Here is a 20,154-nt window from a genome sequence, read left to right as displayed (position 1 = left end):
GCTCAGCCCGCCGCAGACGCGGAGGCGACGGCAGTCTCAGCGGTCGCGCGCTCGGAGCGGCACAGCACCGCGTACAGACCGGCCGCCAGCGCCGTGCCGATGAACCAGGAGTAGGGGGCCACGTCGCTGAAGTCCTTCACCAGCGCGAGCACCGCCGCGACGGCCGCGGAGGGCAGGAACGCCCACAGGGCCTTGGGGTTGACGCCCTTGCGGTAGTAATAGGGCGATCCCGGCCGGGCGTTGAAGAGCTGGTCGATGTCGATGCGACCGCGCTTGACCCAGTAGTAGTCGAGCATGATCACGCCGAACAGCGGTCCGAGGAAGGCGCCGAGGCCGCCGAGGAAGTAGTTGACGACCGTGGGGTTGGAGAAGAGGTTCCAGGGGGTCACCAGCAGCGCGGCGACCGTGCTGATCATGCCGCCGATCCTGAAGGTGATCTTCTGCGGCCAGACGTTGGCGAGGTCGTACGCCGGCGAGACGAAGTTGGCGACGATGTTGACGCCCATGGTGGCGATGGCAAAGGTCAGGGCGCCGAGGACGAGGACCCAGGTGTTGCCGACCTTGGCGACGAGCAGCGCCGGGTCGGTGATGGCCTCGCCGAACACCTCGATGGAGCCGGCCGTGACGATGACCGAAACGATCACGAAGGCGGTCGAATTGATGGGCAGACCCCAGAAGTTGCCGCGCTTGACGGTCTTGTAGCCGGGCGCGAAGCGCGAGAAGTCGCAGAAGTTGAGCATCAGGGTGCCGTACGTGGCGAGGATCAGCCCGATCGCGCCGAACCACTGCCGCCACTGCTCGCCGACCGACACCGGGTGCGGGGTCGCGGTGAGGGAGATCGTCCAACCCGCCTTGGACAGAACCCAGATGGCGAGCGTGATCATCACCAGCCAGATCGCCGGGCCGCAGAAGTCCTGGAACTTGCGGACCGACTCCATGCCCTGGCTGATGATCATCGCCTGGATGAGCCAGAGCGCGACGAACGACGCCCAGCCGAGCGCGTCCAGGCCGAGGAAGGAGTGATGGGTCCACGACTCCAGGCTCGGCCAGGCCGCGAGCAGCATCACGTTGACGGCGACCGACGCCAGATAGGTCTGGATGCCGTACCACATGATGGCGATGACGGCCCGGATCAGCGCGGGGATGTTGGCGCCCCAGACGCCGAAGCTGATGCGGCTGACGACCGGGAAGGGCACGCCGGTGCGCTGGCCGACGCGGCCCATCAGGTTCATCCCGGCATAGATGATCACGAAGCCGACGAGCAGCGACGTGAAGATCTGCCAGACGTTCATCCCGAGGACCAGCAGGCCCGCCGCGAAGGTGTAGTTGCCGAGGTTGTGGACGTCGGACATCCACATGGCGAAGAGGTCGAAGACCTTCCAGTTGCGCTTCTGCGCGGGCGCGAGGTCTTCGTTGGTGAGCCGGGGATCGGGGACGAACGCGGCGGTGCCGGTGGCTTCGGCACGGTCGGCGAGGGACACGGGGCCTCCATGGGCGAGAGGACGGAGGGCAGCCTTTCGGTCTCGCTCGGAATACCTGGGCACCTTTGGCACCTTTGGCACCCTTGGCACCTATGGCACATCGCCTTCGGCGCACCACCTTCGGCACATCGCCTTCGGCGCACCACCTTCGGCACATCACCGTCGGCACATCGCCTTTGGCGCAGCGCCCTCGGCCACCTTCGGCGCATCTTTGGTATACCAAACTGCCGTCATGGTCCCGCCCCGATGACGCCCGCCCATGTCCTTGCAGTTACGACTCCGTAAAACACCCCCGGAGTCGGCGAACATGGACCCATGACGAAGATCGAACCCCTGGGCGCGGTGCGGGAACGCGTCCTCGCCGCGCTGCGGCAGGAGATCATCGCCGGACGGCTGCGCCCGGGCGACCGACTGGTCGAGCGCGAGCTCGCCGACCGCTTCGGGGTCTCCCGGGTCCCGGTTCGCGAGGCGATCCGCTCCCTGGTCGGCGAGGGGTTCGTGCACTCCGAGACACCACGCCGCACGGTGGTGCGCCGGCTGACCCCGACAGACGTGGCGGAACTCTTCGAGCTGCGCGAGGCCCTCGAGGTGTACGCCTCCGGGCTCGCCGCCACCCGTGCCACGCCGGAGTCCCTGGCAGAGCTGGCCGAACTGCTGGACCAGGCGGCGACCGCGACCCTGGCCGACGACGCGGAGGCGATCACGGACATCAACACCCGCTTCCACGACCACATCCTCGCCATGGCCGGCAACAGCCTGCTGATCTCCGTCATGGAACCGGTCGACGGCCGCCTGCGCCGGCTCACCCGCCAGAACGAGGAATGGCCCCAACTCCTCACCGAGCACCGCGAGTTGTACGAGTCCATCGCGTCCGGCGACCCGGACCGCGCCCGCACACACGCACTCGCACACGTCCAGGCCAACTACCGCTCGACGATGCGCCACCTCTTCGGCGACGGCTAGCGGACCCCGTACACGGGGAAGCCCACACCAAGGACCCGTCGGTACCCGTTCACGGGCAACCGCACACTAGGACCCGTCGAGGTACGGCCTCGTCGGCAGCCCCGCCGCATCCGCCGCCCTACGCAGCACCTCGCGCAGCATCGCGGGGGTCAGCCGCCCGGTGAAGGTGTTGCGCTGACTGACGTGGAAGCATCCGAAGAGCTCGAGCGAGCCGACCGAATCGGAACCGGCCGAATCCGAACCGACCGGTGCCGAACCTGCCGGTGCCGAACCGGTCGGTGCCGAACCGGTCGGTGCCGGTGTCGAACCGGACCTCGGCGAACCGAACCTCGGCGAGTCAGCCGACTCCGAGCCGACCACGACCCGCACCCCATGCCCGAACACCGGCCTGGGCCGAGGCACCACCCACCCCGCCCCCGCCAGCGCCGGCAGCAAGGCCTGCCACCCGAATGCCCCCAGCACCACAACCGCCCGCAGCGAAGGCCGCAGCAGCTCCAACTCCCGTACGAGCCAAGGCCGGCAGGCATCCCGCTCCTGCGGCGTCGGCTTGTTGGCCGGTGGAGCACAGCGCACGGGCGAGGCGATCCGTACGCCGTACAGGGTCAGCCCGTCGTCCGCGCTCACGGCCGTACTCCGCGACGCCAGCCCCACGTCGTACAGCGCCTCGTACAACACATCACCCGACCGGTCCCCCGTGAACATCCGCCCGGTCCGGTTCGCGCCGTGCGCGGCGGGTGCAAGCCCGACGATCAGCAGCGACGCGTCGGCGGGTCCGAACCCCGGGACGGGCCGGCCCCAGTACGTCTCATCGGCGAAGGCCGCGCGCTTGGTGCGGGCCACCTCCTCACGCCATTCGACGAGGCGCGGACAGGCCCGGCACCCGATGATCCGCCCGTCGAGCTCCGCCAAGCCGCCGCTGTCCATGCTCCACCGTACGACGGTGACGACTACGTCATCGTCGCCTGAGGTGTTCCAGTTCGATCAGGGCGGCCATGCGCCAGGACTTCCCACCGACCTGCCCGGCCCGGGGGACTAAAGTCGAGGCATGGCTTCTGAGGGTGCGGACGTCGACGCCGATGTCGTCACGGATGTCGAGAAGGACGATGAAAAGAAGGGCGCGGGCAGCTCGCCCGATGCCGTAGCCGCGGCCAAGGCTGCCGGTCCTGGCGGTGGTGAAACCGTACGGGTCGACAGTTGGATCTGGTCCGTACGTCTCGTCAAGACCCGCTCCATGGGTGCCACCGCCTGCCGCGGCGGGCACGTCCGGGTGAACGGCGACCGCGTCAAGCCCGCCTACGCCGTGCGCGTCGGCGACGAGGTACGCCTGCGGCACGCGGGCCGGGAACGGGTCGTCGTGGTGAAGCGCGTGATCCGCAAACGGGTCGGCCCGTCCGTCGCCGTCGAGTGCTTCGTCGACAACAGCCCGCCGCCCCCGCCGCGCGAGGCCGTCGCCCCCGCGGGCATCCGCGACCGCGGCGCCGGCCGCCCGACCAAGCGCGACCGCCGCGAGCTGGAGCGCCTCCGCGATCTCTCCCGCCCGCAGTGCGGTCCCGACGGCTCCTGAACCCACGACTGCCGACACGACCGCCGGCACGACTGCTGGCACGACTGCTGGCACGACTGCCGACACGAAGGAGAGCACGCGAGCTCCGGGACAGCAGATGCCGTACGACGTCGAGGGCGCCCAAGTTTTCTGGGCGCCCTCGACGTCGTACGAGGGTCGGCGGTCAGCGGTCAGCGGTCAGCCCAGTCTCACGCCCGTCGTCGCACCGGGCGGAGCAGCTCCGTGGTGTGACTCCTGCGGGCCCAGGCGATCAGTGCGAGCGGCAGGATCAGGATGAGCGGTGTCGCCACGTACGGCCCATGCAGGACGGTGACGTTCACGATGAAGGCGCCGACCATCAGCGCGCTGAGCGACACCGCGGCCACGGAGGACAGCAGCGGGATCATCAGCGCGATGCCTCCGGCGAGTTCGAGGGCGCCGATGATGTACATCCCCGTGCTGCCCCATCCGAGCTTGTCGAAGCCCTCGGCCGCCGAGGGGTGTGCGATCAGCTTGGGCAGGGCGCTCGCGACGGCGTAAAAGAGGCCGAGCGTGATCTGCAGAGCGCCGAGGGAGATCCGGGCGCCCCGGCTGCGCGAGGCTCCGGCGGCGGTGGCGGAGGAGGCGCGGGGGACGGAGGTGACGGGGATGGTGGTCTCGGACATCGGGGTCTCCTGTGTGGAACGGTGGCCGTTGCTTTCACACAGGTAGACCAGGTGTGCGTACGGAACTCATCGGTGTGGGAGGGAATTTGATTCGCGCCCGCCGCCCCTGCCCGTCCCCTACCTGGAGCCCGCGGCGGAGCCGCTGATGGAGATGCAGTGCCCCCGGACCCCCGCTCGCCCGAAGGGCTCGTCCTCAAACGCCGGACGGGCTGAAGATCCCCTCCCCCAGCTGAACGGCTCAGCCCTTCACCACCCTCACCCACACCTCGTCCTCCGTCAGATACCGGTCCACCCTCAACCCCGCCTCCCCCAGCGCCTCCTCGAACTGCTGCTTCGTCAACGGTCGGGCCAGGAACGTCTGGGTCCAGATGGCGTCCTGGAACAGATACTCCACGTGTACCGAGTCGACCCCGTCGCCGACTGGCTCCGCCGACACGATCCGTATGGTGAAACCGGTGGGGTCGACCCGCTCGCGGGGCACGTTCGTATGGGAATCCGCCGCCTCGCGCTGGATCAACACGCAGCCGCCCTCCGCGACATGGCGGGCGCATGCCTTCAGCAACCCGCGCCGCACCTCGACGTCGCCACTGTGCACGAGGAACGAGGCGAGCATCACCACGTCGAATGTCTCGCCCAGGTCGAGGCTCTCGATCGGACTGCATATCGTGCGTGCCCCGCGGACCCGCTCCAGCATCTCGGCCGACTCGTCCACAGCCGTGACCGTGAACCCGCGCTCCAGGAGCGGATGGGTCATCCGCCCCACCCCACTGCCCAGTTCCAGAATGTGCGCACCCGCCGGTACCGCCGCGCTGATGATGGCCGGTTCGTCCCCGACGGTCAGCCGCGAATAGAGCTCGACCGCGCAGCCGTCCGGAGTGATCGCACCGGGTCCGGTCCCCTCGTAACCTTCACGCATCTCCATCTTCATACCCGCCCAACGAGTGCCCTCCGTCTGCCCGTTCCCATCCCCCACCACTCGTTCGAGTGAACCGTTCGAAGCACACCGGTCCGGATCACACCGGCCGCATCAGACCAGTCGCACCACACCAGTCGCACCACACCGGCCGCATCAGACCAGCCGCATCAGGCCAGCCGATGTGCCCATGGATCGCACCCGTCCGAATCACCACGCGAACCAGCCATGCCCCCCATACCAATGCCCACCCGCCCGCAGATGGTCCCCCACCGCCCGCTCGACGCTGTTGCGCCGGGGCAGTCCCGCCACCGGCAGTTCCGGATCACCGAAGACGAAGCCGACAGGCACCCCGTCGTCCGGGATCGTCTCCTCGTAGGCGACCTCGAACCGGTCCTGAAAGCGGACGATGTTGGAATCCGCCGGCAGATACCGCTTGAGCTGCGGATCGAGCAGCCACGAGTGGCAGACGGCGACGTCGTAGCGCTCGTCGGGGAAGTGCAGCGCGAAGAACTCCCGTGCCAGGGCGAGCGAACGCTCACAGGCGGCAGGAGACAGAGGGCCGCGGAAGTCGGTGATGTGCAGGTTCAGGCAGGGGTCGCCCGGCCCGGATCCCCGACCCGCCGCCGCGACGGCTCGTCCCATCCGCTGCCCCAGCCGCGCCCGCTGGAACTGCAGACGGCCCAGCTGGAACAGCTCACCGTGGAAGTGCAGGGAGATCCACCACGGGAACAACAGCCCAGGGGTACCGAGCCGCCTGTGGTGCACGGCCACATGCCGTCCGAGGTCGGCGAGCGTACGCCGGGACACGTCGTCCGGGATACCGCGTGAGCGGTGATAGGCACGCACGAACGGGAGCGCCGCGACAAACACGTACACGTGAAAGCAGCGCCCGAGCGCCCCTGTCGACGCCGGGAACGGCGGCGGCTCCCACCCCTTGCCGATCTCCCCCATATCCCGTACGAAGCGGCGGACGCACCGTGCGAGCAGCGTCATCGCCGCCGCGTCCGCCACCAATCGGGCGCGCAGCGCTACGAGTTCGTTGATGTGCTCATGGGCCACGGTCAGATCGAGCAGGACGTCCGCCAGCTCATCGGCTTCCGGTAGCAGCGCCGCCCCCCGCGGCGCGCTCTCGCTCTCCAGGTCCCTCAGCCAGTCGGCGAGCCTCGCATCCGCCCTCAGCGCCTCCAGCAACACCGTCGCCCCCCTTCGTCCGACCGCTGTCCCATGGTGAACGTGCACCACGAAGAGTACGTTTTCTCGGTAGGAGTAGTGATCGGGATGCGTACAGGAAGTGAACCGACGACCGCGCGCAGTGCTCTGCGGATGCGTTTCTGGCTGAGCGCCTGGGGCCTGATCTGGGCGACCGCCGGGACGGCCGGGTTCGCTCTGGCCGGGCGGCCCGGATGGGCGGCCGCCTGCGGTGTGCTGTGGCTGATCGTCACCGCGGACATGGCCGTGATCCTGCGGCACATCCGCCAGGGTCCGCACTACCAGCCGGGCCGCGACGTCCCGCCGTACCGCCCGCCGGATCACCGTCACCCGTGATCGGGCAGGAGTCACGAGGGGCCGACGAAGGACTCACGAGCGCAGTACGACAGTACGAGGTACTCGTCAGAGCCGTCACACGAGGGGCCTACGAGTCGAAGCGCGCCGCTTCCAGATACTGCGGGTTCGGATCAAGCGCCGCCGCCAGCCTGAAGTGCCGTTTCGCCTGCTCGGGGCGGAGCAACCGCTCATAGGTGCGGGCGAGCGCGAAGTGCGCGAACGCGTTGTCCGGCTCGCGCTCCAGGACGATCGTGAACTCCAGCTCGGCGGGGCGCAGTTGCGCGGCGGCGAAGAAGGAACGCGCGCGCAGCAGCCGCGCCGCCGTGTTCTCCGGATGCGCGGCGATCACGGAGTCGAGCAACTTCACCGCGCCCCGCGGGTCGCGGGCGGCGAGCAGTTGCTCGGCGGCACGGAAGTCGATGACATGCGTCTCCGGAGTACGTCCGGTCGAACCGCTGGTCTCGGGCACGGCAGAGTCCTTCCCTCACTGGAGACGTTCAACGCCCCCATCGGCGGCCCCTATTCCATGGTCGTCGCCACAGGGGTCCCCTCACAATCGGCGCAGGGCGCCTGGCATCGACGTCACGCGACGCCAATCGTCCGTGGTCAGAGGCCGTGATCCGCCCTCACAGAACCCCCGCGACCGTCAGCCACCGGCCGTCACCGCAACCCGTCACCCGTCACCCGTCACCCGTCACCCGTCACCCGGTCGATCATCGACCGACAGCCATCGATCATCGGCCCTCGACCATCGACCATCGAGCATCGACCATCGACCACTAACCGTCAGTCATCAACCGTCACAGACCAAGCACCCCAAGCACCCCAAGCACCGTTCCCACCACGATCACCGCCCCGCCCGCCACCACGAAGGCCCAGTCCAATCCGGCGCGCTCGCTCCCGAGCACTACTGTCTCCCGCGGGTCGGCCACGTCGTACGCGAGACGGATGTGGCCGCCCTCGGGCAACGGCCGACGCCGACTGCGCGGCACCGGCGACACGACCTCCACGACCCGTCCGTCCGCCGTCTCGAACTGCAGCAACGGCCGCTCCAGGCCCGGCTGCGGAGGTTTCACCAACGCCTCGGTCACCTGCCCCGCCGCGCTGATGCGGCGCGTCTGCCGCAGGCCGTACGCTCCCGCGCGCAGCGCCACCAGGCCGCCAAAAGCCGTCAGAGCAGCGAGTACGACCATTCCCGCCCCCCGCCCCCGTCCTCAGGCCGCCGTGGACGCCCGCTCCACGAGATCCGCCCATACGTCCCGTACGCGCTGCTCCAGTTCCTGGAGGGGTACGTCGTTGTCGATGACGACGTCCGCGATCTCCAGGCGCTTGTCGCGGGTGGCCTGGGCGGCCATGCGCGCGCGGGCGTCCGCCTGGGTCATGCCGCGCAGCCGTATGAGGCGGTCGAGCTGGGTCTGGGGACTGGCGTCGACGACGATCACGAGGTCGTACAGGGCCGCGAGGCCGTTCTCGGCGAGCAGGGGCACATCGTGCACGACGACGGCGTCCTGGGACGCGGCGTTCTCCAGGTCGCGGGAGCGGGCGCCCACCAGGGGGTGCACGATCGAGTTGAGGACGGCGAGCTTCTCCGGGTCGGCGAAGACGATCGAGCCCAGTTTGGGGCGGTCCAGGCTGCCGTCGGGGGCGAGGACGTCCTCACCGAAGGCGTCGACGACCGCCGCGAGCCCGGGAGTTCCGGGCGCGACGACCTCACGCGCGATCCTGTCCGCGTCGATCAGCACCGCACCCTGCTCGACGAGCAGCCGCGACACCTCGCTCTTGCCGGCGCCGATTCCACCGGTCAGGCCCACCTTCAACATGACGAGAAGCTTAGGGCCCGCCTCTGACAGTCGCCCGCGAGCCCCCGGGCGGGGCTCAGCCCTCGCCCTCCCGCTCCGCCAGGAACCGCTCGAACTCCTGCCCGATCTCGTCCGCGGAGGGGATGTCCACCGGCTCGGCGAGCATGTTGCCGCGCGTCTCGGCGCCCGCGGCGGCGTCGTACTGGTGCTCAAGGCCCTGGACGAGAGCGACCAGATCCTCGTCGCCCTCCTGGATCTGCCGGTCGATCTCGGTCTGCGTGCGGTGTGCCTCGGTGCGCAGGGCGTGCGCGACCGAGGGGAGCACCAGGCCCGTCGCGGCGGTGATCGACTCCAGGACGGTCAGCGCGGCGTCGGGGTACGGAGAGCGGGCGATGTAGTGCGGCACGTGTGCGCCGACCCCGAGGATGTCGTGTCCGGCCTCCATGAGCCGGTACTCGACGAGGGCCTCGGCGCTTCCGGGTACCTGCGCCTCGTCGAAGGGGCTGCGGTGGCCGGGCACCAGGTCGGTGCGGTTGCCGTGCGGGGTGAGGCCCACGGGACGTGTGTGCGGGACGCCCATCGGGATGCCGTGGAAGTTCACCGAAAGGCGGACCCCGAGTCGCTCCACGATCTGCTGGACGGCGGCGGCGAAGCGCTCCCACTCGACGTCCGGCTCGGGGCCGGAGAGCAGCAGGAAGGGCGCGCCGGTGGCGTCCTGTACGAGCCGTACATCAAGGGTCGGCACTTCGTAGTCGGTCCAGCGGTCGCGCTTGAACGTCAGCAGCGGGCGGCGGGCCCGGTAGTCGACGAGCCGGTCGTGGTCGAACCGGGCCACGACCTGATGGGGCAGCGTATCGAGCAGCCGTTCGACGATCTGGTCGCCGGTTTCGCCCGCGTCGATGTATCCGTCGAAGTGGTAGAGCATGACCAGTCCTGCCGACTCCTGGGCGAGCGCCATGTCGACAACAGCCAAGCCCTTCGGCTCCCATGCGTACAAACCCTGCGGATCAAGCACTGTGACCGCTCCTCCTTGTGTTCGTACGGCACAACGTGGTGTGGAGCGCGGGCATTCCCCACCGGCGCTCCACACGGGAAACCTCTTACCGACTTCTCAGCCTCCACGAGAGGCCCCGAAAACGGCTGCAGGAGAGGTCACCCGGACAGCACGCGCGCGTGGAGCGCGGTGACCGCCTTGCGGGCGGAGGTGAAGGCGCCATGCTGCCAGGCATCGGTGTAGCTGAGCCAGTCGCCCGCGAAGTAGACGCGTCCGATGGGCTCGTTCAGGGGCTTGTAGCGGGCATCGTCGGGGCCGCCGGGGGTGCTGTGCCAGGCAGCCTCCAGGTGGGGCGTCTGGCGCCAGTGGTGCGAGAAGGAGGACGCGAGTTCGGTGCGGTACTTCTCGCCGTAGATCTTCACGCCCACGGCCACCGCGCGCTCCTCGCGCGCCTTGGGGGTGAGCTTCGCGTACGAGTCCGCGTCGTCGGCGTAGTTGTAGTAGCCGATCATCACGCCGCGCTCACCGTGGAAACCGTACGACGGATGCCAGATGTGGGAGACGTCCTGGTCGGTCTCCGTGATGCCGCCGTAAATCTTGTGATCAAGCTCCCACCAGCGGGAACGGTACTCAAGTCCGATCTTGCCCGCCGACGAGGGAGTGATCGCCTCCAGAGCCGTCTGCACACCCGAGCCGAGGTTGTGCGGGACCTTGGCGAGGATGTTGGGCGGCAGGGCGCCGATGCAGTAGTCGGCGTCAAGGGACTTGGTGCGGCCACCCTGGGTGTAGGTGACCGTGACGCCACTCCCCTTGTCGGTGATTTTCGAGACGGCCGCCCCTGTGTGGATGCGCTGGGCCCCGATCGCCTTGGTGAGCGCGCGCGGTATCTGGTCCATGCCGCCCACCGGCTGGAACATCAGCATCGCCTGGTCGAAGCCGAACTCGAAGGAGAAGTAGCGGCCCACCCCGGTGGCGAAGATCTCGGAGGCGGAGGGCACGTCGCCGAGGAGCACGCCGGGGGTCCCGGCGGCGGCCGGGACCGTGGTGTAACCGCGGTGCTCACCGCCCTCGTAGGTGAGCTTGTCGCCCAACTCCCCGAAGTCCTTGAGGAACTCGACGAGCCTCTCCTGGTCGGTGGCGGTCAGCTCCTTGTCGAGGGCGCCCTTGTCGGTGGCCTTGGCGAGCAGTTCGGAGACATAGCCGTAGACATCGGCCTTCGCGGTCCGGTACCGCATCGGCTTGGTCATGCCTGTCGACTCGTTGTAGATGTACGCGTCCGCGTTCGTGTTGGTGAACACCTCGATGGGGACGCCGAGTTCGCGGCAGTAGTCGAGGGTGACCATCCACTGCGGGAGCCGGGCGGGGCCCGCGTTCATGTAGTGGCCCTCGCTGAAGCGGGCCTTCTGGGTGTTGCCGTAGAGGTCGGTGGTCGAGTCGCCCCCGCGGACCGTGAAGTTACGGCCGCCGGTGCGGTCCCTGGCCTCCAGGACCGTACAGTCGTAGCCGGCTTTCCCCAGTTCGTAGGCGGCCGCGAGTCCGGCGATACCGCCGCCGACGATGACGACCTTGGCGGCGCCGCGCCCGGTGAGGGTGAAGTCGCTCGACTTCAGGGCGCGGAAGGGCTGTTCACGCTGTGCGGCCTGCGCGGTGGGCGCGAGGCCGAGGGCTCCCATGGTGGCGAACATGGCGCCCGCGCCGCCGGTGAGACCCACATTGCGCAGGAACGAACGACGGCTCGCACCCGGCCCGCTCTGAAGCTCTGTCATGATATTCGACTCCTCTGTCGATCTTGATCGATCGACAGAGCCTCCCAATACCCCGTTACGGCGCGTCGGTTACTCGTGTATCCCCGACGTTTCTGCAATCTCAGCGGTACGGCGGAAATCCGCGCAGGACACCGGAAACGCGCTGTGGGCCCGCACCCAGAAGGGTGCGGGCCCGCAGCAAACAACTACCGGCTAAAAGCCGACCTGTGCGATCAGCTCTGGCCTCCGGCCAGCTTCTCGCGGAGGGCAGCCAGAGCCTCGTCCGACGCCAGGGCGCCGGAGGTGTCGTCCGACTCCGAGGAGTACGAACCACCCGAGACACCAGCCGCGGCAGGACCGGCGACGGGGGCGGCAGCGCCCTCGGCCTCGGCCTGCGCGTCCGCCTCGCGGGACTTGATGACCTGCGCCTGGTGCTGCTCGAAGCGCGTCTGCGCCTCGGCGTACTGGGTCTCCCACACCTCGCGCTGAGCCTCGAAGCCCTCGAGCCAGTCGTTGGTCTCGGGGTCGAAGCCCTCGGGGTAGATGTAGTTGCCCTGGTCGTCGTACGACGCGGCCATGCCGTACAGCGTCGGGTCGAAGTCGACCGAGGCCGGGTCGGCACCGAAGGCCTCGTTGGCCTGCTTCAGCGAGAGGCTGATGCGACGGCGCTCGAGGTCGATGTCGATGACCTTGACGAAGATCTCGTCGTTGACCTGGACAACCTGCTCCGGGATCTCCACGTGGCGCTCGGCCAGCTCGGAGATGTGGACCAGACCCTCGATGCCCTCGTCCACGCGGACGAACGCACCGAACGGAACGAGCTTCGTGACCTTACCCGGGACGACCTGACCGATCTGGTGCGTCCGGGCGAACTGCTGCCACGGGTCTTCCTGCGTCGCCTTGAGCGACAGGGAGACACGCTCGCGGTCCATGTCGACGTCGAGAACCTCGACGGTGACTTCCTGGCCGACCTCGACAACCTCGGAGGGGTGGTCGATGTGCTTCCAGGAAAGCTCGGAGACGTGAACCAGACCGTCGACGCCACCCAGGTCCACGAACGCACCGAAGTTGACGATCGAGGAAACGACGCCGGAGCGGACCTGACCCTTCTGCAGGGTCGTGAGGAACGTCTGGCGAACCTCGGACTGGGTCTGCTCGAGCCAGGCACGGCGGGACAGGACCACGTTGTTGCGGTTCTTGTCCAGCTCGATGATCTTGGCCTCGAGCTCCTTGCCCACGTACGGCTGGAGGTCGCGGACTCGGCGCATCTCGACAAGAGAAGCCGGCAGGAAGCCACGGAGGCCGATGTCGAGGATGAGACCACCCTTGACCACCTCGATGACGGTGCCGGTGACGATGCCGTCCTCTTCCTTGATCTTCTCGATGGTGCCCCAGGCGCGCTCGTACTGGGCACGCTTCTTCGAGAGGATCAGGCGGCCTTCTTTGTCCTCCTTCTGGAGAACAAGGGCTTCGATCTCGTCGCCGACCTTGACGACCTCGTTCGGGTCGACGTCGTGCTTGATCGAGAGCTCGCGGCTCGGGATGACACCTTCGGTCTTGTAACCGATATCGAGGAGAACCTCGTCCCGGTCAACCTTGACGATGACGCCATCGACGATGTCGCCATCGTTGAAGTACTTGATCGTCTCGTCGATCGCGGCGAGGAATGCTTCCTCGTCACCGATGTCGTTGACCGCAACCTGCGGAGTGGTGGCGGTGGTCTCGGTGCTGCTCGTCATGTGGGTAAGGGCTCCGGTACGGACAGTGAGTCGTAGGTACTGCTTACGCCGGGAGCCCGTTTCGCTCTGCAGAAGGCCGGACAGCCAAGGAAGCGCCGGATCCGGAGGGTGTTTGTGGACAAACACCGCCGGTGGCGCCTCGACAACCGAGGGGTCATACATACAGATGCGAGCGCGACCTGCTACGTCTGAGGTGCGCAGGCCCGCAGCGCAACTTGTAGCATACGGGGGCAGCCGGACAGGGTCAATGCGCGAAGGCGCACACCCGGGGCGGAACGCCGCATACCCGGCACAAGACCTGTCACACGAGGCCACGCGGGCCGTAGTTGGCCCCTGCCGTGACCCGTCCCCGGGACAAGTTGAGGCGGATGGGTCCGCAGACTAATACGAGGGAGCCGATCATCCAAGAGCCCGAACCGTTCGAGCCCGAGGCCACCCGACGCGACGCGGGCGGCACGGAGAGTTCCCGCGCCAATCGCGGCTGGTGGGACCGGAACGCGGACGACTACCAGACCGAGCACGGCACCTTCCTCGGAGACGACCGCTTCGTGTGGTGCCCCGAGGGGCTCGACGAGGTGGAGGCCGAACTCCTCGGCCCGCCCGAGGACCTCAAGGGCAAGGACATCCTGGAGATCGGCGCCGGCGCGGCCCAGTGCTCGCGCTGGCTGGCCGGGCAGGGAGCACGCCCGGTGGCCCTGGACCTCTCCCACCGCCAGCTCCAGCACGCGCTGCGCATCGGCGGCACCGTCCCCCTGGTGGAGGCCGACGCGGGCGCCCTGCCGTTCGCCGACGGCTCCTTCGACCTGGCCTGCTCGGCGTACGGCGCGCTGCCGTTCGTCGCCGAACCGGTCCGCGTCCTGCGCGAGGTGCACCGGGTGCTGCGCCCCGGCGGCCGTTTCGTCTTCTCGGTGACGCACCCGGTCCGCTGGGCCTTCCCCGACGAGCCGGGCCCCGACGGCCTGACGGTCGCCTCCTCCTACTTCGACCGCACTCCGTACGTGGAGCAGGACGAGGAGGGCAACGCGGTGTACGTCGAACACCACAGGACGGTCGGCGACCGCGTCCGCGACGTCGTGGCCGGCGGCTTCCACCTCCTCGATGTCGTCGAGCCGCAATGGCCCGCCTGGAACACCCAGGAGTGGGGCGGCTGGTCGCCACTGCGCGGGAACCTGATCCCGGGCACGGCGATCTTCGTCTGCGTACGAGACTGAGCGGGTGATCCGCTACGACGCTCTGGACCCGCTGCCCGTACGCGGCGCGCTGCCCGCCCTGAACGACTCCCTGGAGGCGCACGGCGCGGCGGTCCTCGTCGCGCCGCCCGGCACCGGCAAGACGACACTCGTGCCGCTGGCCCTCGCCGGGCTGCTGGACGAGGGCCCGCCCCGCCGTGTCGTCGTCGCCGAGCCGCGCCGTATCGCCGCCCGGGCGGCCGCGCGGCGGATGGCGTGGCTGCTCGGGGAGAAGGTCGGCGAGAGCGTCGGCTTCACCGTCCGCGGTGAGCGTGTGGTGGGTCCACGCGTGCGCGTGGAGGTCGTCACGACCGGTGTGCTGCTGCAACGCCTCCAGCGGGATCAGGAGTTGGCGGGCGTCGACGTGGTCGTGCTCGACGAGTGCCACGAACGGCATCTGGACGCCGACACCGTGGCCGCCTTCCTGTTGGACGTACGGGCCGCGCTCCGCCCCGAGCTGCGGCTGGTGGCCGCGTCCGCAACCACCGACGCCGGGGGCTGGGCCCGGCTGCTGGGCGGGGCGCCGGTGGTCGAGGCCCAGGGGGTCTCGTATCCGGTCGAGCTGGTGTGGGCGCCGCCCGTGCGCCCTGTACGGCCACCCCATGGGATGCGCGTGGACCCTGTGCTGCTCACCCATGTGGCGTCGGTGGTGCGCCGGGCGTTGGCCGAGCACGACGGGGACGTGCTGTGTTTCCTGCCCGGGGTCGGCGAGATCGCGCGCGTCGCCGGGCAGTTGGGGGATCTCGGCGCTGTCGAGGTACTTCAGGTGCACGGTCGGGCGCCGGCCGCCGTGCAGGACGCGGTGCTGTCGGGCGGGCCGGGGCGCCGGGTGGTCCTGGCCACCGCCGTCGCCGAGTCGTCGCTGACGGTTCCCGGGGTGCGGGTGGTCGTCGACTCCGGGCTCGCGCGGGAGCCACGGGTGGACCACGCGCGCGGGCTGAGCGCGCTGGCGACCGTACGGGCCTCGCAGGCGGCCGGACGGCAGCGGGCGGGGCGGGCCGGGCGTGAGGCACCGGGGCGGGTGTACCGCTGCTGGTCCGAGGCGGAGGACGCGCGTCTCAGCCGCTTTCCCGCGCCGGAGATCAAGGTGGCCGACCTGACGGCGTTCGCCCTCCAGGCGGCCTGCTGGGGCGATCCGGACGCTACGGGGCTCGCACTCCTGGACCCGCCACCGGGCGGCGCGATGGCCGCGGCGCGCACGGTGCTGACGGCCGTGGGCGCCGTCGACGCCGCGGGGCGGGCGACCGAGCGGGGTGTGCGGATGTCCCGCCTCGGGTTGCACCCGCGACTGGCCCGGGCCCTGCTGGACGCGGCACCCGAGGTCGGCACGGACCGAGCCGCCGAAGTGGTCGCCCTGCTGAGCGAAGAGCCACCGCGGGAGTACGGCGACGACCTGGCGGCGGCCTGGCGGGCGGCCCGGCGCGGGGGCGACGCCTACGCGGCCCGCTGGCGCACGGAGTCCCGCCGGCTGCGCACGTCGTCTCCCGCACCCGCCCCTGGCTCCCACTCCGGTGTGGGCGACGACAGGGTGGCCGGACTCGTCGCCGCCCTGGCGTTCCCCGAACGCGTCGCGCGGGCTCAGGGCGGCTCGTACCTCATGGTCTCCGGGACGCGGGCCGAGGTCGGGAACGGTTCGGGGCTGCGCGGAGCGTCCTGGCTAGCCGTGGCTGTCGCGGACCGCCCCGTCGGCGCAGGGCACGCGCGCGTGCGTCTCGCGGCGGTCATCGACGAGGAGACGGCGATACGGGCGGCGGTGAGCCTGCGCTCCGCGGGCGACGAGGTCCACTGGGCCGACGGTGACGTGGTCGCACGGCGGGTCGAGCGGCTCGGGGCCGTGGAGTTGGCGGTGCGACCGCTCAAGAAGCCCGACGCCGGTCTCGTACGCAATGCGCTGCTGGAGGGGCTGCGGGCGGATGGGCTCGGGCTGTTGCGCTGGTCGCCGGACGCCGGGGTGCTGCGGCGGCGGCTCGCGTTTCTGCGTCTGCACCTGGGCGACCCGTGGCCCGATGTGTCCGACGACGCGCTCCACGCGCGCGTGGACGAGTGGCTGGAGCCGGAGCTGAGCCGCGCCCGGCGGCGCGCCGATCTGGCGCGCATCGATGCCGGGCAGGCACTCAACCGCCTGCTGCCCTGGGCGACCGGCGAGGCGGCCCGCCTCGACGAACTCGCCCCCGAGCGGTTCGAGGTACCCAGCGGGTCCAGGATCCGGATCGACTACGCCGACCCCGAACAGCCGGTGCTCGCCGTCAAGTTGCAGGAGATGTTCGGCCTCCACAGGTCCCCGGCCGTCGCCGGGGTGCCCGTGCTCGTGCATCTGCTCTCGCCCGCGGGGCGGCCCGCCGCCGTCACCGCCGACCTGGCCTCCTTCTGGAGAGAGGGCTACAAGGCCGTACGGGCCGAACTGCGCGGACGCTACCCCAAACATCCGTGGCCCGAGGACCCGGCGACCGCCGAGCCGACGCGGTACACGAACGCGCGGCTCAGGCGCTGACCGGTTCCGGTTCCGCGGCGTCCGTGGGCGCGGGGTCGCCCGGGCGGCGGCTGCGTGCCTCCAGGTAGAGGGAGAGCGACAGGAGCCCCGCCCCCAGGATCAGGAAGCCCCAGGGGAGGTACGCGGTCATCAGCAGGACAAGGGTGCGGTTCGACTTGACCAGGTCGACCGTGTACTTGATGTAGTCCTCGCGCATTTTCACGTGCCCGGAGAAGGCCGTCACCTTGTCGCGGTCCCCCAGGAGGGTGCCGCCGCGCAGCTCCTCCTGGTGGATCTCCTCGCCGTAGACGGGCGCTCCGGTGACCGGCTCCACCCAGAACTTGCGCACCGTGGTGTACCAGCGGGTGGTGCCCGTCTCGGCGAGCGACTCCGGTGTGACGCCCTCGATGGGCAGGACGTTCGGGAACGCGACCTTGGTCCAGGGGATGGTCTGCTCGAAGTAGTAAACGTTTACGCCCCGGAAGTCGCGGGTGCCCTCGTAGTGGATGGGGGCGGAGGTGCGGGTCTGCGCGTCGAAGTACTCGTAGTCCCTTTTCTCTGTCATGAAGGGCCACTTGAACTCGATGCCCTCCCGGGTGACGGGCTCGCCGTCGACCGACTCGCCGGTGGCGTGGACGGGCTCCTGGGTGTGCGCGTCGAAGATGTAGCGCTCGGGGAGCTTGGAGACCATCTCCCCGTCCGGGCCCTGCACATAGGAGAGGGAATCCCAGACGACGACGTCCCGGCCGGCGGTCTTCTCGATCTTCTCGGAGGCTTCGACGTTGCCCTTGAGGGTCTGCACGATGGTGACCCTGGGGACCCTCTTGGCCGTCATCGTGCCGTAGTCGAGGAGGGTGGCGTCCTTCGCCTCAAGGACCATGTCCTGGTACTGGTCGGCGGGGACCTTGGCCAGGCGCGGGAAGGCGTACCAGCGCAGCAGGGGGGACAGCGCCGCGAAGAACACGGCGAAGGCGAGCAAGATCAGGCTGACCTTGCGGCGCATTTCGGCGTCCTCCCTGTGCGTCATGGGTGGGTGGGCACGGTGGTGAGCAGCGGCTTCGGAGAGGTCTTGCCGGCCGGTGAGCCCATGGCCGTGATGGTGAACACCAGGGCGAGCGCGACGGCGAGACCGGTCGCGGCGGCGATGAGGGCACGCATGCGGGGCCTCCCCGAGGGCCGGGAACTGGAGCTGATACATCGTCAGGTCCGGCACCGTAGCAACGGCGGGGCGAGATGAGAACACGTTGCACACACAGACGGGGGCGCCCCTCCGCCGGAAGCGGAGGGGCGCCCTGACCGTGCGTGTACGGACTACGCCGTGGCCGTCGGTTCCGGCTCGGGCTCCGGTGTGGCCGCCGCGGCCACGGTCAGCTCGACCGTCAGCGTCGCGCCGCCCGTGGTGGTGATGCGGAGCAGGAAGGTGCCGGTGGTGTCGTCCGCGTACAGCTTCGGGAGTTGCAGCACTCCGTCGGCGTCCGTGGTGAGGTCCGTGAGGGTGCGTACGGTGTTGCCGTCCGCGTCCTTGAAGTACGGGCCCTTGTCGTTCTCGGTCGCGTCGTCCGTCGACTTGATGAGCGTGGCGGTGGCGGCGACCTTGTCCGCGACGGCGCCGTCGTAGGTGGCCTTCACCTCGACCTGGTCCGCGAACTCGCCGCCCGGCACGCAGGTCAGCGCGGTGTCGGTGGTGCGGACGAGGGTGTCGGCCTGGCGTGCGGTGACGCTTGCCGTGTAGTCGAGGCCGGTCAGCGTGCGGCCCACGACGGTGGTCCGGACGATGAAGTCGCCGGTCTGCTCGCCCGCGACGAGCGCGGGCGCGGTGGCCGTGCCCGCACTGTCGGTGACGACCGTGGCGACGGTCTCGCCGCCGGTGAAGGTGGCGTCCGTGGTGTCGCCGACGATCGTGAACCGCACCCGGACCTTGGCGACCGCCTTGCCGGCCGAGGTCTCGGTGCGCACCGCGACCTGCTCACCGAACGTGTCGCCCGCCGTCGCGGTGAGCGCGTCGGTGCCCGCGTCCTCCAGGTGATCCACCGTTTCGGTGGGGGTGGGCGGAACGGGTGGGGTGGGCGGCGGCGTGCTCGGCGGGGTACTGGGGGGCGGGGTCGGGCTCTGGGTACCGCCGCCAGGCGTGGGAGGGGTCGGCGCCGGGGTGCTCGGCGGGGTCGGGCTGGGCGAGGTGGTGGCCCCGTCGGAGTCGTCGCTGCGGTTCTCGGGCAGCGTGCCCGTGCCGTCCGGTACCTCGTGGGTGCCCTTGCGGTAGTAGTCCAGCCACGACAGGACCGTGTTGAGGTACTCGGTCGAGTTGTTGTAGCTGAGGATCGCACTGTCGAGATCTGTCTGGTCGGAGAGGTCCCAGCTGAACCGGCACAGGTAGTTGCCCGCCGCGAGCGCGGCGTCGTAGACGTTGTTGGGGTCCTTCTTGCCGTCGCCGTTGCCGTCCTCGCCGGCCCACTCCCAGGTGGACGGGATGAACTGCATCGGGCCGACCGCGCGGTCGTGGCTGCTGTCGCCGTCGTACGCGCCGTTGTCGGTGTCGCTGATGTTCGCGAAGCCGTTGCCGTCGAGGACCGGGCCGAGGATCGGTGTGATCGTGGTCCCGTCGGAGGTGACGTTGCCGCCGCGAGCCTGGCCCGACTCGACCTTGCCGATGGCGGCGAGGAGTTCCCAGGGCAGGTTGCAGCCCGGCTTGGACGCGCTCAGCGAGGCCGCGGCCTTTTGGTAGGCGTCGAGGACGGTCGCGGGTATGCCGGCCTCGGCCTCACCGGTGGCGGCAGGGGTGCCGATGGTCGGCGTCGGGCTGGGGGTGTTCAGCGGCGGAAGGTCCGTGTAGTACGGCGAGTTACCGGTCGCGCTGCCGTCGGGCATGGACTCGGCGTCGGCGCCGGTGGTCTGTCTGCCCTGGTCGTCGGTGGCCACTCCCGGGGCCTGGGAGGCGGACAGAGCCGCGACAGCGACCGCGGCCACAGCCGTCGTCATCGCTCCCTTGCGCAGCCTCGTGCCGAAATGCGCCACCATTGAGTGAGTCCCTCCCATGGACGACCACTTACGCGCCTTTTGTCGCGCAG

The 20,154-nt window shown here is 69.7% G+C and carries 19 protein-coding genes; 5 read left to right on the top strand and 14 right to left on the bottom strand.

Going from position 1 to position 20,154, the window contains the following annotated elements:
* Positions 1-2 precede the first annotated feature (2 nt).
* The gene (locus ACFWP7_RS15580; RefSeq protein WP_384381637.1) at positions 3-1,481 is read right to left on the bottom strand and encodes an NCS1 family nucleobase:cation symporter-1; all 1,479 of its coding nucleotides are present in this window, start codon (positions 1,479-1,481) and stop codon (positions 3-5) included.
* 315 nt (positions 1,482-1,796) lie between these two features.
* Between ACFWP7_RS15580 and ACFWP7_RS15575 the strand changes: the two genes are divergently transcribed.
* Entirely contained in the window at positions 1,797-2,444 is a 648-nt protein-coding gene (locus ACFWP7_RS15575) for a GntR family transcriptional regulator (RefSeq protein WP_384381635.1), read from the top strand.
* Between the two features lie 66 nt (positions 2,445-2,510).
* On the opposite strand, the gene ACFWP7_RS15570 is transcribed toward ACFWP7_RS15575, so the two are convergent.
* Complete coding sequence (locus ACFWP7_RS15570) at positions 2,511-3,368, bottom strand: uracil-DNA glycosylase (RefSeq protein ID WP_384381633.1); 858 nt, start codon at positions 3,366-3,368, stop codon at positions 2,511-2,513.
* A 121-nt stretch (positions 3,369-3,489) separates the two neighbouring features.
* On the opposite strand from ACFWP7_RS15570, the gene ACFWP7_RS15565 reads away from it, so the two are divergent.
* The gene (locus ACFWP7_RS15565; RefSeq protein WP_384381631.1) at positions 3,490-4,008 is read left to right on the top strand and encodes an RNA-binding S4 domain-containing protein; all 519 of its coding nucleotides are present in this window, start codon (positions 3,490-3,492) and stop codon (positions 4,006-4,008) included.
* A gap of 188 nt (positions 4,009-4,196) precedes the next feature.
* Here ACFWP7_RS15565 and ACFWP7_RS15560 read toward each other — a convergent pair whose 3' ends face one another.
* The 3 genes from ACFWP7_RS15560 to ACFWP7_RS15550 form a co-directional block, all read right to left on the bottom strand.
* Positions 4,197-4,652, bottom strand: coding sequence for a DoxX family protein (locus tag ACFWP7_RS15560; RefSeq protein WP_384381629.1), 456 nt, complete (start codon positions 4,650-4,652; stop codon positions 4,197-4,199).
* Positions 4,653-4,890: 238 nt separating this feature from the next.
* Positions 4,891-5,568 (bottom strand): class I SAM-dependent methyltransferase, encoded by a 678-nt coding sequence (locus tag ACFWP7_RS15555; RefSeq protein WP_384381627.1) that lies wholly within the window; start codon positions 5,566-5,568, stop codon positions 4,891-4,893.
* Between the two features lie 207 nt (positions 5,569-5,775).
* A complete protein-coding gene (locus ACFWP7_RS15550) occupies positions 5,776-6,762 on the bottom strand; it encodes an acyltransferase domain-containing protein (RefSeq protein ID WP_384381625.1) in 987 nt (328 codons plus the stop codon).
* A gap of 84 nt (positions 6,763-6,846) precedes the next feature.
* Here ACFWP7_RS15550 and ACFWP7_RS15545 point away from each other — a divergent pair, with 84 nt between their 5' ends.
* Positions 6,847-7,113 (top strand): DUF6343 family protein, encoded by a 267-nt coding sequence (locus ACFWP7_RS15545; RefSeq protein ID WP_384381623.1) that lies wholly within the window; start codon positions 6,847-6,849, stop codon positions 7,111-7,113.
* A gap of 88 nt (positions 7,114-7,201) precedes the next feature.
* Here the strand turns inward: ACFWP7_RS15545 and ACFWP7_RS15540 are convergent, their stop codons facing one another.
* From ACFWP7_RS15540 to rpsA, 6 genes are all read right to left on the bottom strand, one after another.
* Positions 7,202-7,582, bottom strand: a complete 381-nt coding sequence (locus ACFWP7_RS15540) for a tetratricopeptide repeat protein (RefSeq protein ID WP_384381621.1) — start codon at positions 7,580-7,582, stop codon at positions 7,202-7,204.
* A gap of 331 nt (positions 7,583-7,913) precedes the next feature.
* On the bottom strand, positions 7,914-8,306 hold the full coding sequence (locus ACFWP7_RS15535; RefSeq protein ID WP_384381619.1) for a DUF3592 domain-containing protein: 393 nt from the start codon (positions 8,304-8,306) through the stop codon (positions 7,914-7,916).
* Between the two features lie 21 nt (positions 8,307-8,327).
* Positions 8,328-8,933 (bottom strand): dephospho-CoA kinase, encoded by a 606-nt coding sequence (gene coaE, locus ACFWP7_RS15530; RefSeq protein ID WP_384381617.1) that lies wholly within the window; start codon positions 8,931-8,933, stop codon positions 8,328-8,330.
* A 55-nt stretch (positions 8,934-8,988) separates the two neighbouring features.
* Positions 8,989-9,927, bottom strand: a complete 939-nt coding sequence (locus tag ACFWP7_RS15525) for a PAC2 family protein (RefSeq protein WP_384381615.1) — start codon at positions 9,925-9,927, stop codon at positions 8,989-8,991.
* A gap of 137 nt (positions 9,928-10,064) precedes the next feature.
* The gene (locus ACFWP7_RS15520; RefSeq protein ID WP_384381613.1) at positions 10,065-11,672 is read right to left on the bottom strand and encodes a flavin monoamine oxidase family protein; all 1,608 of its coding nucleotides are present in this window, start codon (positions 11,670-11,672) and stop codon (positions 10,065-10,067) included.
* A gap of 212 nt (positions 11,673-11,884) precedes the next feature.
* Complete coding sequence (rpsA, locus tag ACFWP7_RS15515) at positions 11,885-13,390, bottom strand: 30S ribosomal protein S1 (protein ID WP_365427853.1); 1,506 nt, start codon at positions 13,388-13,390, stop codon at positions 11,885-11,887.
* 368 nt (positions 13,391-13,758) lie between these two features.
* On the opposite strand from rpsA, the gene ACFWP7_RS15510 reads away from it, so the two are divergent.
* Together ACFWP7_RS15510 and hrpB are read left to right on the top strand one after the other, a co-directional pair.
* On the top strand, positions 13,759-14,601 hold the full coding sequence (locus ACFWP7_RS15510; RefSeq protein WP_384381611.1) for a class I SAM-dependent methyltransferase: 843 nt from the start codon (positions 13,759-13,761) through the stop codon (positions 14,599-14,601).
* A 4-nt stretch (positions 14,602-14,605) separates the two neighbouring features.
* Complete coding sequence (gene hrpB, locus ACFWP7_RS15505) at positions 14,606-17,110, top strand: ATP-dependent helicase HrpB (RefSeq protein ID WP_384381609.1); 2,505 nt, start codon at positions 14,606-14,608, stop codon at positions 17,108-17,110.
* On the opposite strand, the gene ACFWP7_RS15500 is transcribed toward hrpB, so the two are convergent.
* From ACFWP7_RS15500 to ACFWP7_RS15490, 3 genes are all read right to left on the bottom strand, one after another.
* Complete coding sequence (locus ACFWP7_RS15500) at positions 17,100-18,092, bottom strand: DUF3068 domain-containing protein (RefSeq protein WP_384381776.1); 993 nt, start codon at positions 18,090-18,092, stop codon at positions 17,100-17,102. The genes hrpB and ACFWP7_RS15500 overlap by 11 nt on opposite strands.
* 20 nt (positions 18,093-18,112) lie before the next feature.
* Positions 18,113-18,247: an SPW_0924 family protein gene (locus ACFWP7_RS15495; RefSeq protein ID WP_384381607.1), complete on the bottom strand. Its 135-nt coding sequence runs from the start codon at positions 18,245-18,247 to the stop codon at positions 18,113-18,115.
* Positions 18,248-18,400: 153 nt separating this feature from the next.
* Positions 18,401-20,104, bottom strand: a complete 1,704-nt coding sequence (locus ACFWP7_RS15490) for a lytic transglycosylase domain-containing protein (RefSeq protein WP_384381605.1) — start codon at positions 20,102-20,104, stop codon at positions 18,401-18,403.
* Between the last annotated feature and the right edge of the window lie 50 nt (positions 20,105-20,154).

Origin of the sequence: Streptomyces sp. NPDC058470, assembly GCF_042721055.1 — a bacterium.
In the GTDB taxonomy this organism is placed as follows: domain Bacteria; phylum Actinomycetota; class Actinomycetes; order Streptomycetales; family Streptomycetaceae; genus Streptomyces.
Note: the sequence above shows the minus strand (reverse complement) of the source record. Positions and strands in the feature narration are given on the sequence as shown.